The sequence below is a fragment of the Deinococcus budaensis genome, from assembly GCF_014201885.1.
In the GTDB taxonomy this organism is placed as follows: Bacteria; Deinococcota; Deinococci; order Deinococcales; family Deinococcaceae; genus Deinococcus; species Deinococcus budaensis.
Window position 1 is genome coordinate 38,803 of the sequence record NZ_JACHFN010000015.1, and the last position, 13,426, is coordinate 52,228.

At 71.9% G+C, this 13,426-nt stretch carries 12 protein-coding genes; 3 read left to right on the forward strand and 9 right to left on the reverse strand.

The window, feature by feature from the left end; translation table 11 throughout:
- Positions 1 to 108 precede the first annotated feature (108 nt).
- From rsfS to cdaA, 5 genes are all read right to left on the reverse strand, one after another.
- The gene (gene rsfS, locus HNQ09_RS15730; RefSeq protein WP_184031262.1) at positions 109 to 495 is read right to left on the reverse strand and encodes a ribosome silencing factor; all 387 of its coding nucleotides are present in this window, start codon (positions 493 to 495) and stop codon (positions 109 to 111) included.
- Positions 492 to 1,862 carry an LCP family protein gene (locus tag HNQ09_RS15735; protein ID WP_184031264.1) on the reverse strand — a complete coding sequence of 457 codons (1,371 nt, stop codon included), beginning with the start codon at positions 1,860 to 1,862 and terminating at the stop codon, positions 492 to 494. Before HNQ09_RS15735 ends, rsfS begins: the two co-directional genes overlap by 4 nt.
- Positions 1,859 to 2,470, reverse strand: a complete 612-nt coding sequence (gene yqeK / locus HNQ09_RS15740) for a bis(5'-nucleosyl)-tetraphosphatase (symmetrical) YqeK (protein ID WP_184031346.1) — start codon at positions 2,468 to 2,470, stop codon at positions 1,859 to 1,861. Before yqeK ends, HNQ09_RS15735 begins: the two co-directional genes overlap by 4 nt.
- A gap of 119 nt (positions 2,471 to 2,589) precedes the next feature.
- Positions 2,590 to 3,588 carry a CdaR family protein gene (locus tag HNQ09_RS15745; protein ID WP_184031266.1) on the reverse strand — a complete coding sequence of 333 codons (999 nt, stop codon included), beginning with the start codon at positions 3,586 to 3,588 and terminating at the stop codon, positions 2,590 to 2,592.
- Positions 3,585 to 4,517 carry a diadenylate cyclase CdaA gene (gene cdaA / locus HNQ09_RS15750; protein ID WP_246363419.1) on the reverse strand — a complete coding sequence of 311 codons (933 nt, stop codon included), beginning with the start codon at positions 4,515 to 4,517 and terminating at the stop codon, positions 3,585 to 3,587. The genes HNQ09_RS15745 and cdaA overlap by 4 nt, the downstream gene beginning before the upstream one ends.
- A 160-nt stretch (positions 4,518 to 4,677) precedes the next feature.
- Here cdaA and HNQ09_RS15755 point away from each other — a divergent pair, with 160 nt between their 5' ends.
- Positions 4,678 to 5,358: a metal-dependent hydrolase gene (locus HNQ09_RS15755; protein ID WP_184031268.1), complete on the forward strand. Its 681-nt coding sequence runs from the start codon at positions 4,678 to 4,680 to the stop codon at positions 5,356 to 5,358.
- 285 nt (positions 5,359 to 5,643) lie between these two features.
- On the opposite strand, the gene HNQ09_RS15760 is transcribed toward HNQ09_RS15755, so the two are convergent.
- Complete coding sequence (locus HNQ09_RS15760) at positions 5,644 to 6,381, reverse strand: ribonuclease HI (RefSeq protein WP_184031270.1); 738 nt, start codon at positions 6,379 to 6,381, stop codon at positions 5,644 to 5,646.
- Positions 6,382 to 6,434: 53 nt separating this feature from the next.
- Here HNQ09_RS15760 and pyrE point away from each other — a divergent pair, with 53 nt between their 5' ends.
- The gene (gene pyrE / locus HNQ09_RS15765) at positions 6,435 to 6,998 is read left to right on the forward strand and encodes an orotate phosphoribosyltransferase (RefSeq protein ID WP_184031271.1); all 564 of its coding nucleotides are present in this window, start codon (positions 6,435 to 6,437) and stop codon (positions 6,996 to 6,998) included.
- Here the strand turns inward: pyrE and HNQ09_RS15770 are convergent.
- From HNQ09_RS15770 to HNQ09_RS15780, 3 genes are all read right to left on the reverse strand, one after another.
- Entirely contained in the window at positions 6,995 to 7,633 is a 639-nt protein-coding gene (locus HNQ09_RS15770) for a DUF2268 domain-containing putative Zn-dependent protease (RefSeq protein WP_246363420.1), read from the reverse strand. The genes pyrE and HNQ09_RS15770 overlap by 4 nt on opposite strands.
- Before the next feature lie 117 nt (positions 7,634 to 7,750).
- Entirely contained in the window at positions 7,751 to 9,094 is a 1,344-nt protein-coding gene (gene odhB, locus HNQ09_RS15775; protein ID WP_184031273.1) for a 2-oxoglutarate dehydrogenase complex dihydrolipoyllysine-residue succinyltransferase, read from the reverse strand.
- A gap of 105 nt (positions 9,095 to 9,199) precedes the next feature.
- On the reverse strand, positions 9,200 to 12,043 hold the full coding sequence (locus tag HNQ09_RS15780; protein ID WP_184031275.1) for a 2-oxoglutarate dehydrogenase E1 component: 2,844 nt from the start codon (positions 12,041 to 12,043) through the stop codon (positions 9,200 to 9,202).
- 277 nt (positions 12,044 to 12,320) lie between these two features.
- Here HNQ09_RS15780 and HNQ09_RS15785 point away from each other — a divergent pair, with 277 nt between their 5' ends.
- Positions 12,321 to 13,388 carry a BON domain-containing protein gene (locus HNQ09_RS15785; RefSeq protein WP_184031277.1) on the forward strand — a complete coding sequence of 356 codons (1,068 nt, stop codon included), beginning with the start codon at positions 12,321 to 12,323 and terminating at the stop codon, positions 13,386 to 13,388.
- Positions 13,389 to 13,426: the final 38 nt, after the last annotated feature.

Sequence of the window (13,426 nt, forward strand, 5' to 3'; positions counted from 1 at the left end):
CAGCCGGGTGTCAGGAGGGGCCGGGCTGTCTGGCCCCTCCTGACGGGCCAGCGGCCCCGCCCACCGCGCAGGCAGGGGGGCCGCTGGCCGGGGGCAGGCGCTCCGGGCCTACGCCGCGCCGCCGGTCGCCCGCTCGGGAAAGTCGAGGACGCGGGCGTCGCTCCACAGGCCTTCGAGGTCGTAGTACTCGCGGGCGTCCTTGGTCATGATGTGAACCACGATGGCGCCGCCAAAGGCGAGCAGCAACCAGCGCTCGCTGGGACCCTCGACGCTGGGGCGCGAGAGTCCGGCCGCCTGCGCCTTCTCGCGGATGTTCTCCTGCACGGCGTTGAGCTGCAATCCCGCCGTGGCGGTGCAGATCACGAAGTATTCCAGGGTGGAGGACACCTCGGTGAGGTCGAGCACGACCACGTCCTCGGCGCGGCGTTCGCGGGCGGCGTCCACGATGGCGCGCAGCTGGTTCTGGATGGGATCGGGGTGGGTCTTGGGATTCATCGGGTCTCCGGAAGGGGGGAAGGGGAAGCGGGGAGGGAAGCGGCGCCCGCCGCCGGGGCCGGGGGGGCAGCCGGACTCGGCGGCGTCGGGTCCAGCGCGCTCAGGGCCGCCAGGCTCCGGCGCGCGTCGGCTCCCAGCAGAATACCCACCTCGCCCGCCTCCACAGGGAAACGCTCGCCTTGCAGCCGGGGCAGGCCCAATGTGTCGGCCAGCTGACTGGCCGCTTCCACGTCCTGGCCGGTAAAGACCTGGCTGGCCTCGCCGCTCTGGGGCGCCGCCCGCACGTCCACCCGCGCGTAGCCCAGCGTCCGCAGCGCCCGCGCCAGCGCGGGGCCGAGGCGGGCGCCGCTGGCGTCCACCACCCGCACGGTCACGCTGGGGAGGCTGGGGGCGCTGCCGGTCCCGGCCGCACCCACGGCGGCCCCGCCCGCGCCCCACACCCGCGCCAGGGCCTCGCGGTCCACGGCCAGGTTGAAGGTGCCGGGAACCGGCGTGGTGGGCAGCGTGGCAAACGAGAGCTTGAGGTCGCCCAGGTGCGGCAACAGCGCGGGCAGCCACCCGGGATCGGCGTTCGTCTCCACCCCGTTGCCGACGCCGCCCAGGATGGTGGGCAGCGCGGCGAGGCCCTGGGCGGATCTGAGCCGCCCGGCAAGCTGGGTCAGCGCCTGCTTCTGGTGGTCGATGCGTCCGTAGTCGTCCCCGAAGCCCTTGCGGACGCGCAGGTACAGCACGGCCTGCTCGCCATTCAGGTGGTGGTTTCCGGCGGGCAGGCGCAGGTCCACCCCCGCCGCCTGGTCCACCCACTCGATGCCGCCCTCCGGGACCGTCACGTCCAGGCCGCCCAGCGCGTCGATCACCCGCGCCACGTAGTCGGTCCGCACGACCATGTAGGCGTCCACCCGTTCGCCGGTGATGGTCTCGGCCGCCTGGGTCAGCGCCTGCGGGCCGCCCGCCCAGTAGCGGCCGTTGACCTTCTGCTCGGCCCACTTGCGCGCCGGGTCGAAGTCCCCGACGTTGGTGTCGCGCGGGATGTTCAGGACATTCACGCGGGTGCCGTCCACCCGGATCAGCATCAGGGTATCGGTGTTGGGGGGTTGCAGGAGGCCGCTGCGCTGGTCCTGGTCGCGGCAGGGGGTGCGGTAGTAGCAGTACACGATGTCGCGCCCCGCCAGCAGCAGCGTGAAATGCGGCAGGCCGTCCGGGGACGGGGCCGCCTGCCCCGCGTTGCCGGGCGCGCTCAGCACTGCCAAGCCCCCCAGCGTCAGCGCGGCCAGGCTCAGCCCGAACGCCTGCATGGCCCGCCAGCGCCGGGGAGGGCGGGGGCGTGCGAACGTGAAGTTGAAGGCGGGCGGAACCGGGGGCGTCATCGCGCGGGGGACGACTCCGGGGCCACCCGCAGGGCCGGGCAGGTCAGCGCGTGGTAGGCGAGCAGGGTGCGGGGATGCACCTGAATGCCGCGCCCCTGGAGATAGGTGACCTTGGACACGACGGCGCGGTTGAGGGCCGCGTTCAGGTCGCACAGCGCCAGCTCGCGGATGTCGGCGTTCACCCCGCGCCCGGGTTCGGACACGTCCGCGATGTACACGCAGGCCGCCACCGGATTGCCGCCGCGCGGCCCGGTGGTGTGGTCCTCGACCGCCTCCAGCACCACCCGGTCGCGGTAGCCCCAGCGCTCCAGCAGGGTGCGGGCCGCGCGGCCATGCAGCGCCAGCGGGTGCGCGCTGTCGATGTCGCACTCGGGCGGAGCCAGCCGCAGCAGCTCGGCGTCGGGCAGGTCGCGGGCGATGTCGTGCAAGATGCCCGCCGCGTAGGCGCGGGCCTCGTCCAGGCCGTTGGCGCAGGCGATGCGGCAGGCCAGTTCGGCCACCCGCAGCACATGCTCGTAGCGGCGGGGACGGACCATCAGGCGAACCCGGTCGTCCCAGCCTGCCAGCTCGGCAAGCGGGTGCCGGAGGGCCAGCCGTTCAGCGATCATATGGCCGCGGGGGTCATGCGCCACACCATGCCCGGAGTATACGCCGGGCAGGCCCGCAAAATCCTGACGACGGCTTCAGTCGGCCCAGCCTGACCCGGTGGCCGGGTGGGGTGCGGTGTTCAGGGGGTGCGGTCCGCTTCCGCAGCGGGGGCTGGGGGCGAGGCCGGGGAGCGCGGAGCGGCCTCGACCGTCAGGCGCACGCTGACCTCCTCCAGCGCCTGGGCGCCTGCGGGCACGCGCAGGGTCACGGGCGCGGTGTAGGTGCCCTCGCGGTAGGGCACGGTGCCGGGCACCTCGCGCAGCAGGGCGAGCAGTTCGGGAGCCGCCACCAGCCGGACGCTGGCCGGTTGCACGCTGAGGGCCGTGACCCGCAGGCCGGGCGGCGGGTCGTTCAGCACCACGCGCACGGCCTTGATGGGCAGCTCGCCGGTGTCCAGGCGCCGAACGGTCACGGTGGCGGGCGCGGTGGTCACGCCCTCGACCGGCTGGCCCGCCGCGTCCAGGGCGACCAGCGGCGCCTCGCGCTCCTCGCCGGGGGCCAGGCTCACGGGGCTGTTGACCACCCGCCGCACGGTGGCGGCCACCCGGCCCGGGCCGCTCACGGTCGCCTCGGCGGGCGAGACGCTGTAGCGCGGCACGCTCGTCTCGGGGGGCGCGGCGACGCTGAGGGTGACGGGCAGGGTCCGGGTGACCAGCGTGTCGACAAAGCCCTGCACCCGCTCGGGTGTCTGGCGCTCCAGGGTGGTGCCGGTGGGGGCCTGCACCGTGACCGGGCGGGTAAAACTCCCCTCCGGAACGCCGGTCACGTCCACCACCGCCTCAATCGCGTCGCCGCGCAGCTCGCGCAGGCGCTCGGGCCGCCCGCTCAGAAAGACCCGGATGGTGCTCGGCGTGAGGTCGCGCACCGCCCGGGTGCCGGTGCCGCGCTCGCCGGTCGTGTCGCTGACCGTGACCGGCACGTCGAAGCCCTGCTCGACGTTCGCCCGGCGGTCGGTGGTCGAGACGAACCACAGGGTCAGCGACACCGCCAGCGCCAGCAGCTTGGCCGGGAGGTTGTGCCCCAGCCGCCGCCCCAGGTAGCGCGGGTCGGTCAGGCGCCGCAGCCCCGTGCGGGTCACGCGCCGCCCCGTTCCGGCGGAGGGCCGGCCTGACCGCTGCCGGGCGGTGTGCCCGCCGGAGGCTCGGTCGGGGTGCTCAGGCCCGGCCCGCCTGCTGGCCCCTCCGCCTCGGGCGCCCGGCGCTCCGCTTCCCGGCCCCCCGGCCTGGGCGCGGGCGCGACCGGCAACTCACCCGTCAGGTCGGCGCGGTCGTACACCAGGGCACGCAACTGCTCGCGCAGCTCGGAGCCGTTGAGGTCCGGCCCCAGCCGCCCGGCCAGGGCGATCCGCATGCTGCCGCGCTCCTCGCTGGCGACCAGCACCACCGCGTCGGTGAGTTCCGACAGCCCGATGGCGGCGCGGTGGCGGGTGCCGTAGCGCCGGTAGGTGCCGTCGCTCGATTGCAGCGGAAAGAGGCACCCCGCCGCGACCACCCGTGACCCCTGCACGATCACGCCGCCGTCGTGCAGCGGGGCGTTGCGGGCGAACAGGGCTTCCAGAAAGGGCACGCTGATCACGGCGTCGAGCGCCACCCCGGTCGCCGCGTACTCGCCCAGCGGGGTGCGGCGCTCGATGGCGATCAAGGCCCCCGTCTTGCGCTCGGCGAGGCGTTCGAGCGCCCGGGCGAGGTCTTGCAGGGCCGCGCCGCTCGGTCCAGTCTCGCGCCCACGAGGCCGCCCCACCCGCTCCAGCGCCGCGCGCAGCTCCGGCTGAAACAACACCACCAGCGCGAACAGTCCCACCGTCCCGGCCCGTCCCAGCAGCTCACTGAGGGTGGTCAGCCCCAGCACCTGCGCGGCCACCCACACCCCGGCGAACACCAGAATCCCGCGCACCACGTTCGCGGCGCGGGTGCCCACCACCAGCAGGTAGCCCTGGTAGATCAAAAAGGCGACCAGCAGCACGTCCAGCAGGTCCCGCAGGTTCAGGGGACCGGGGAACAGGGACATGCGCGGCGCTCCTTCCCGCCGCGTGTGGCAGCGTGCGGCACGCGCCCACTATACGGGCCGCTTTCGTGCGGCGCCCCGCCCCCGCCCCCCCCACGGCTGTACCCGGCCCTTAAGAAACGCCCCGCCGCGCCCGGCCCGCGCGCGTGTCTACACTGGCCCCATGCATCTGCGCTTTCTGGGCCACAGCACCTTCCTGCTCACCAGCGGCGAGCACCGCGTCCTGATCGACCCCTTTCTCGAAGGCAATCCCACCTGCCCGGTGGGCCTGGAAGAGGCGCTGGGCTGGAACCTCAGCGCCGTGCTGATCAGCCACGCGCACGGCGACCACTGGGGCAACGCCCTGGATTTCGGGCGGGCCGGGGTTCCCGTGATCGGCACGGCCGAGATCGGCGGCTACGCGGCGGCCCACGGCGCCCCGAACGCGGTCGCCATGAACATCGGCGGCACCTTCCGCGCCGGGTGGGGCAGCGTGACCCTGACCCCGGCGTGGCACTCCTCCTCCTTTCCAGACGGCACCTACGGCGGCATGCCCACCGGACTGGTCGTCGAGCTGGGCGGCGTGCGGGTCTACCACGCGGGCGACACGTCCCTTTTCTCCGACATGCGCCTGATCGGGGACTCCAGGCTGGACGCGGCGCTGCTGCCCGTGGGCGACCACTTCACGATGGGGCCGGAGGAGGCCGCCCGCGCGCTGGACCTGCTGCGCCCCCGTGTGGCGGTCCCCATGCACTACGGCACCTTCCCGCCGCTGGTGGGCGACCCGCAGGTGTTCGCGCGGGAAGGCCAGGCACGGGGCGTGGACGTGCGGGTGCTGGCGCCGGGGGAGACGACGGAGGTTTGAGTGCTCTCAGGCTCACCTGACCTCCTGCACCCCAAGGGCCAAGAGCACTCCGCGGGCGGACGTAGGTTGCTAGCCCTCATTTCCGCTCAGGTGGGTCCAACCGCTTCAGCCAGACTCACGCTGCGCCCTGCTCAGCCATGAGACGGTCCCGTAGGGTCCGAGCTTCTTGGCGGGCGGCCTGCTCGTCGGCCAACCCTGCCAGACGCTCGCAGCTCTCGCTGGTTCCTGCAAGGCGGTTCGTGATGATGCTCCAGCGGAACTGGTAGTGGGGCAGAGGCGCTGTCCTCACCCCATCCCCTGAAACTGCACCTGCACGCCCCGCCCGTCGGCCTCTTCGCGGGCCTGAGCGAGCGCGGTGTGCGCGCCGGGGCGCAGCGCCCGCTCAGGCCGTTGCCACAGCGCCTGGGCGACTTTGGAGGCGCGGCGCACCAGCAGCAGCTCGCCGGGCCGCGCCAGCGTGACGGCGGCGAGCAGGGCCTGGGCGCTGGGCGGCAGCGCCGAAAGGGGATCGAGGTGAACGTGCGCCGTGACCCGCTCGCCGTGGCGGCGCAGGCTCACGCGGGCTTCCGGCACGGCGGGGCGCTGCTCGATCAAGACGTCGGCGTGGGGTCCAGCGGCGGCCGGGGTGGTCAGGCCGCGCCGGGCGTCGTTGGCGAGGTCGTGGGCCGCGAGCATGTGCCGCCGGGTGCGCGGGGCATAGGCCACCCGCAGCGAGACGCCCCGCGCGGCCACCACCTCCTGCACCTCGCGCGCCAGCTCCGCGAGCAGGTGCGGCCCGCGTCCCTGCCCCACCGAGGCGATCACGGCCTCGTTGTCGGTGTGCACATTCAGGGCTTCCCCGGGCGGCGCGTGGCGCACAGCCTCCAGCACGGCGCGCAACTCGGCGGCATTGTTGTCGGGCGCCGCGAGCTGGCCCTGGAAGCGGGCGGGCAGCTCGCCCGGCGCGAGCAGCACCAGGCCCCAGCCGCCCACGCCGTGCCCCTCCTCTTCATGCCAGCTCGCGTCCACGTAGGCGTGGTTCATGTCTGCGCCTCATCATGCACCGACCGGGCAGGGCACAATGCGATACTCGCCGCATGGATGTTCTGGCGCTGTACCGGGAAGCGGGCGCGTACCACGAGGGGCATTTTCTGCTCGCCTCGGGCCGCCACTCGCCGAAATTCCTGCAATCCACCACCGTGCTGCAACACCCCCACCTGACCGAGAGAATCGGGCGGGCGCTCGCGCACAGGGTGGAGGAGGCCGGACTGTCCCCCCGCCTCGTTGTCGGTCCCGCGATGGGCGGCGTGGTTCTCGCCTACGAGGTGGCCCGCCACCTCCCGGGCACCCGCGCGATCTTCGCGGAAAAGGACGGGCAAGGTGGGATGAAGGTCCGCGAGGCTTTCCGCATCGAACCGGACGAACCCTTCGTCGCCGTCGAGGACGTGTTGACCACCGGGGGCAGCGTCCTGAAGGCCGTGCGGGCCGCCGAGGCCCTGGGCGGGCGCTGCGTGGCCGTCGCCTGCATCGTGGACCGCCGGAGCGAGGAGGGGCCGCTAGGGGGTTATCCCCTGGTCAGCCTGACCCGCCTGACTTTCGACACCTACGCGCCCGGCGAGGTGCCGGAGTGGTTGGCGCAGGTGCCGCTCCAGGAGATTTAACCGCTCCAGGCGTCCCGGAACCCTTCGGCGGGGGCGTCGGCCCAGGTCACGGCGTCCCCGCCCTGCCGGACGAGAAAGCGGCGCACCAGTTCATAACCGAGGGCGTACCCGGCCCAGCGGGGCAGGCCCTCGGCCTCCGAGCCGAAAAACCAGGCGGGGTGGCCGTAGTCGGGAGAATCCAGTAGAGGTTGCGCCCGTTTCCAGAGGGCATCCAGATTGGCGGAAATGGTCGCGTAGGGCGGCGGCCCACCCCGTTCCTCGGCCTCGTAATGCTGGGCCAGGCCCTCCGAGACGAGGGCTTCCAGCAGCGTCCGCCCATAACCCGGCCCCCGCCAGCGCCGCGCGTGGTGCAGTTCGTGGGCCAGGGTGGCGGGAAGCTCGGTGCGCCAGCCTGCCGCAAAGTGGGGATTGTCCGGGGTCAACGTGATGTCCACGAAGTGCGGCAGGGGAGCGTATCCCAGCACGCCCGTCTCGGGCAGGGTCCACGGCGCGACCCGCACGGCCACGTCCACCCCGTCCACCTCCAGCCGCGCCGCGTGCCGGGCGAGGGCGGCCCAGGCCACCTCGCGCACCTTGTCGGCCAATGCGTCGGGGAGCAGCCCGCCCGCGTTCATCAGGTGCAGCACGTTCGCCATGGCTGACCCTACCTAGTCCTCCCCGGCCCGCGCCTCTGCCAACTGGCCCAGCCCACTCACGCGAAAGCGGCCAACCCCGCTGGGGGCTGACCGCTGGCGGCTCAAAGGTTCAGGGCTTCAGATCTCCAGCAGCATCCGCGCCGGGTCTTCCAGGATGTTCTTGATGGCGACCAGGAACTGCACGGCTTCCTTGCCGTCGATGATCCGGTGGTCGTAGCTCAGGGCCACGTACATCATCGGGGCGATCACGACCTGCCCATTCTGCGCAATCGGCCGCTCGATGATGTTGTGCATCCCCAAAATCGCGCTCTGGGGCGCATTGATGATCGGGGTACTCATCATGGAGCCGAAGGTGCCGCCGTTGGTGATGGAAAAGGTGCCGCCCGACATGTCCTCCATCGTCAGCTTGCCCGCCCGGGCCTTCTGGGCAAAGCCCGCGATCTCCTTCTCGATTCCGGCCAGGCTCATCTGGTCGGTGTCGCGCAGGATCGGCACCACCAGGCCGCGGTCGCTCGCCACCGCGATGCCGATGTCGTAAAAGCCGTGGTAGATGATGTCCTTGCCGTCCACGCTGGCGTTCACGACCGGGAACTGCTTGAGCGCCTCGGTGGCCGCGCGCACAAACAGGCTCATGAAGCCCAGCTTGGTGCCGTGCTTGGCGACAAACTGGTCCTGGTACTTCTTGCGCAGATCCATCGCGGGCTGCATGTTGACCTCGTTGAAGGTCGTCAGCAGCGCGGCGGTATTTTGCACGTCCTTGAGGCGCTCGGCGATGCGCTGGCGGATGCGCGTCATGGGCACGCGCTGCTCGGGCCGGGCGCCCTGGGGAACGGGAGCGGCGGGCGGTGTGGGCGTGGGGGCCGGGGTCTGCCGCGCCTGCTGGCTGCCCTCCGCTTCCCGCAGGCTGGGGGGCGCGGCGGCCTCCTGCGGTCCCTGGTAGGTCAGGCCGCCCTGGGCCGCCACCACCGCGTCCTCCTTGGTGATGTTGCCGCGCGGGCCGGTCGCCGGAATCTGGGCGGGGTCCAAGCCCCGCTCGGCCACGATCTTGCGGACGGCGGGGGAGAGGTCGTCGCGGCGGGTGGCCTCGTTGCCCGCCGTGGCGGCGGCCGGGGTACCCTGGCTGTCCGGCTGGGTGGCGGTGCCCCCCGCGCTGCTCTCCCCCGCGACCGGCCCGCTGGCCTGATCGGGCGCGGAGGCCGACGCGGCGGGAGCCGCCGCAGCGCTGCCCGCCTCGCCCACGGTCCCCAGCACCTCCTCGCTGAGCACGGTGTCGCCCTCCCCCTTGGCGACGCTCGTCAGCACGCCGTCTTGCTGGGCGGTGACTTCCAGCACGACCTTGTCGGTCTCGATCTCGGCCAGGACCTCGCCGCGCTTGACGGCCTCGCCGGGCTTCTTGTGCCAGGTCAGCAGCGTGCCCTCGCTCACCGACTCGGAAAATACAGGAACCTTGATTTCGGCCATAACGTGTTCCTTTATACCCCCCTCGGGGCGTGACTGGCTCGGTGACGCAAGAAAACTCCCCCCGGCCCGTTCGCCAGGGGGATGGAGCATTGACGGACGCGGTCTTTAGCTTTGCGCGCTGGCCTGCGCGGTCAGCTCGACCTGCGCCTCCACGTCCTCCCGCGTGACCGGCTCGCCCAGCGCGGCGGCGATCACCCGCGCCTGTTCCTGCGCGTGGACGCTGGCGTACCCGGCGGCGGTGCTCGCGGCGCGCGGGCGGCTGGCGAGGGTGAGGCGCTGGCCTCCCTCCAGCACCCGTTCCAGATCGTCGCGGATCATCAGCCAGGCCCCCTGGTTCTGGGGTTCTTCCTGCGCCCAGACGACCTCGGCGCCGGGGTGGCGGGCGAGTTCGGCCTTCAGGGCCTCGGCCGGAAAGGGGTAGAGCTGCTCCAGGCGCACCAGCGCCGTGCCCGCGTAGCCTTCCTTGTCCGCGTCGCGCGCCTCGGTCAGCTCCCAGTGCAGCTTGCCGGAGGAGACGACGACCCGGCGGGCTTGTTGCACCGTCTCGTCCCCGATGACCTCCTGAAAGCGGCCCTGCGCCAGCTCGGACAGCGGACTCATCGCCAGCTTGTTGCGCAGCAGGCTCTTGGGGGTCATCACGATGAGGGGCTTGCGGTAGGGCCGCAGCACCTGGCGGCGCAGCAGGTGGAAGATCTGCGCGGCCGAGGAAGGCACCACGACCTGCATGTTCTTCTGGGCGCACAGCTGCAAGTAGCGCTCCAGCCGGGCGCTGGAGTGCTCGGGACCCGCGCCCTCGTAGCCGTGCGGCAGCAGCATGGTCAGCCCGCTGAGGCGCTGCCACTTGCTCTCGCCCGCCGACAGGAACTGGTCGATCACGGCCTGCGCCCCGTTGGCGAAGTCCCCGAACTGCGCTTCCCAGGCGACCAGCGCCCGGGGTTCACTGGTGGAGTAGCCGTACTCGAAGGCCAGCACCGCTTCTTCGGACAGCGTCGAGTCGATCACCTCGACCCGGCCCTGGTCCGGCGTGAGGTGCGCGAGGCTGAGGTACTCCTCGTTCATGGGGTCCTGGGCATTCTGGTCGTGCAGCACCGCGTGGCGGTGGACGAAGGTGCCGCGCCCCGAGTCCTGGCCGTCCAGCCTCACGTGGTAGCCCCCCGCGAGCAGGGTCGCGTAGGCCAGCATCTCGCCCATGCCCCAGTCGAGCGGCTGCTCGCCGCGCGCCATCGCTTTACGCGCCTCCAGCACCCGGCCCACGCCCCGGTGGGGCTGGAAGCCCTCCGGGATCTCGCTGAGTTTCAGGCCCAGTGCGGTGAGCTGCTCCTGGGGCACGGCGGTCGCGGTGTCGTCGGTCCAGCGGGTTTGCAGGTAGCCTTTCCAGTCGGCGGCCAGGGCGCTCTGCTCCAGGTTCTCCATCTCCTCAACCACCGCGTCCCCGGCGTCGAGCTGGTCACGGTAGCGCTCGACAAGCTGGTCGCCCTCGCCCGCCGTGAGCACGCCCGCCGCCTCCAGCGCCTGCGCGTACAGGGCGCGGGTGCCGGGGTGCGCCTTGATCTCGCGGTACATGATGGGCTGGGTCATGGTGGGGTCGTCGGCCTCGTTGTGACCGTGGCGCCGGAAGGAGATCAGGTCGATAAAGACGTCCTTGCCGAAGGTCTGGCGGTACTCCAGCGCGAGGTCGCCGCAGTAGGCCACGGCCTCGGGGTCGTCGCCGTTCACGTGCAGCACGGGCGCGTTGGCGATCTTGGCGACATCGGTGCAGTAGCGGCTGGAGCGGGTGTCGCGCGGGTCCGAGATCGTGAAGCCGATCTGGTTGTTGATCACGATGCGCACGGCCCCGCCGGTCGTGAAGCCGCGCAGGCGCGAGAGGTTGAGCGTCTCCATGACCACGCCCTGCCCGCTCACGGCGGCGTCGCCGTGGATGGTCACGGGCAGCACCTGCTGGCGCTCGCGGTCGCCCCGGCGGTCCTGGCGGGCGCGCACGCTGCCGTGGACGACCGGCGACACGATCTCCAGGTGCGAGGGGTTGAAGGCCAGCGCGAGGTGCATCGGCCCGCCGGGGGTCCGCACGTCGCTGGAATAGCCCATGTGGTACTTCACGTCGCCCGCCACATCGGGATCGTCGCTGATCTTTTTCTTGCCCTCGAATTCGGCGAAGAGGTCCGAGGGCTTCTTGCCGAAGATGTTGACCAGCACGTTGAGGCGGCCGCGGTGGGCCATGCCGATCACGGTTTCCTTGACCCCGTACTTCCCGGCCTGCTGAATCAGGCGGTCGAGCAGCGGGATAAAGCTCTCGCTGCCCTCCAGCGAGAAGCGTTTCTGGCCCACGTACTTGACGTGCAAGTAGCGCTCCAGGCCCTCGGCGGCGTTGAGCTTGGTCATCAGGCGGCGGCGTTCTTCCGGGCTGTACTGTCCTCGCCCGCGTCCGGCCTCGATGCGCTCCTGAAACCACGCGCGCTCGGTGGCCGGGAGGTAGTTGAACTCGAAGCCGATGGCCCCGCAGTACGTCTCCTGAAGTTGCCCGATCACGTCACGCAGCGGGCCGCTGAACACGCCGTCGTGCACGGGTTCGTTGAGGTCGGCTTCCGAGAGGCCGTAGTACCCGGGGGTCAGCTCGGGCACGACCGGCAGGCCGCGCATCTTGAGGGGATTGGTGCGGGCGCTGATGTGGCCGTAGACCCGGTAGGCGGTGATCAGGGCGCCGGCCGCCTGCTGCGCTCCGCTGACCCCCTGCGGCGCGGGCAGGGTGACCCCGCCCCGCTTCTGGGTGCCGAGTTCATAGAAGGCCTGCTGCACCGCCGAGTGCGCGGTTTCGCGGGCGCCCGCACGCACCTCGTCGAAATACTGCCGCCACTCGGGGTCCACACTCTGCGGGTCCGAGAGATACGCCTCGTACAGCCCCTCGATGAAGGCCGCGTTCGCGCCGGACATGATGGTCTGCGACTGCGTCATAACGCCCTCCAGCATACGCCCGCCGCCCTGGGCAGGCATGTTCGCAGGCCCCCATTCGCTGTTCCCCGCCTGGGCACAGCGGGGCGCGGCGCACAAAACGCCTCCGCGGGTCCGCCGCCGGGACTTGATGAAGGGTCATGGACCGGGGTCTTAAAGGGGCTGTCATCCTCCCGGGTGTCTAGACGGGTATGACGAAGGGGAGCTGATTGTGCGGGAGGTGGAGCACGTCTGGACCGTCCAGGCGGCCCCCCTGCCGCGCCGAGTTCCGGAGGTTTCCATGACCCGTTACCGTGATGACCGTGACCGCTACGACGACCGCGACCTGACCAACGACGACCGCCGCATGATGGGCCGCCGCTTTGACCGGGACGACCGCAACAACGAGGGCCGCGATGACCGCCGGGGCATGATGGACCGCATCTCGGACACTTTTCAGGGGGAGGGCGACCGCTACGGCGAGCGCTACCTCTACGCCGACCGCTCGGGGAGGGGTCAGCAGGGCATGGGACAGCAGGGCTACGGCGACCGCTCCGGCATGGGGCAGGGCATGGGGTCCGGCCAGGACTACGGCCAGGACCGGTACGGCTCCGGCCAGTCCTCCTACGGGGGCGGACGAATGTCGGGCGGCATGGGGGGTGGCCAGATGGGCGGCATGCAGGGGGGCCAATACGGGGGCGGCCAATATCAGGGCGGCCAGTACAGGGACAGTGATCAGTCCGGCGGCACCCTGGTCTACGGGGCAGGCAGAGGCAGCATGGTGGACTCTGGCCCGGGGTACGGGCAGAGCCAGGGATATGGTCAGGGGTACGGCCAGTCCGGGATGGGCCAGTCCGGCATGGGCCAGATGGGAATGGGCGGCCACCGGGGCCGGGGTCCCAAGGGCTACCAGCGCAGCGACGACCGCATCCGCGAGATGGTCAACGACGCCCTGGAAGACGACGACCACGTGGACGCCAGCGACATCGACGTGCAGGTGCAGGGCGGCGAGGTCACCCTGACCGGCACCGTGGGCGACCGCCAGCAAAAGCGCCGCGCCGAGGAAGCCGTCGAGCACCTGCGCGGCGTGCGCGACGTGCACAACCAGTTGCGTGTGCAGCGGGGCGAGCTGGGCCAGACAGGCATGGGCCAATCGGGCGCCAGCACCCAGTCCGGCATGAGTCAGGCGGGCAGCAGCCAGTCGAGCCTGGGCAGCCAGGCCGGGGGCATCGGCATGGGCGGCGGCAGCGGCAGTTCCAGCAGCGTGGACCGTACCGGCAGCACCGGCTACAGCAGCACCGCCGGCACCCCGATGGGGTCGCTGGGAAGCGGTGCGGAAACCACCGACCGCTCCGGCGAGCAGCGCTGATCCCGGCCGGAGGGCCGGGGAGAGGCCCCGCCTGGGCC

Coding starts and splice junctions, on each gene's coding strand:
- rsfS (WP_184031262.1), bottom strand. CDS start 495: ATGAATCCCAAGACCCACCCCGATCCCATCCAGAACCAGCTGCGCGCC.
- HNQ09_RS15735 (WP_184031264.1), bottom strand. CDS start 1,862: ATGACGCCCCCGGTTCCGCCCGCCTTCAACTTCACGTTCGCACGCCCC.
- yqeK (WP_184031346.1), bottom strand. CDS start 2,470: ATGATCGCTGAACGGCTGGCCCTCCGGCACCCGCTTGCCGAGCTGGCA.
- cdaA (WP_246363419.1), bottom strand. CDS start 4,517: ATGTCCCTGTTCCCCGGTCCCCTGAACCTGCGGGACCTGCTGGACGTG.
- HNQ09_RS15755 (WP_184031268.1), top strand. CDS start 4,678: ATGCATCTGCGCTTTCTGGGCCACAGCACCTTCCTGCTCACCAGCGGC.
- HNQ09_RS15760 (WP_184031270.1), bottom strand. CDS start 6,381: ATGAACCACGCCTACGTGGACGCGAGCTGGCATGAAGAGGAGGGGCAC.
- pyrE (WP_184031271.1), top strand. CDS start 6,435: ATGGATGTTCTGGCGCTGTACCGGGAAGCGGGCGCGTACCACGAGGGG.
- HNQ09_RS15770 (WP_246363420.1), bottom strand. CDS start 7,633: ATGGCGAACGTGCTGCACCTGATGAACGCGGGCGGGCTGCTCCCCGAC.
- odhB (WP_184031273.1), bottom strand. CDS start 9,094: ATGGCCGAAATCAAGGTTCCTGTATTTTCCGAGTCGGTGAGCGAGGGC.
- HNQ09_RS15780 (WP_184031275.1), bottom strand. CDS start 12,043: ATGACGCAGTCGCAGACCATCATGTCCGGCGCGAACGCGGCCTTCATC.
- HNQ09_RS15785 (WP_184031277.1), top strand. CDS start 12,321: ATGACCCGTTACCGTGATGACCGTGACCGCTACGACGACCGCGACCTG.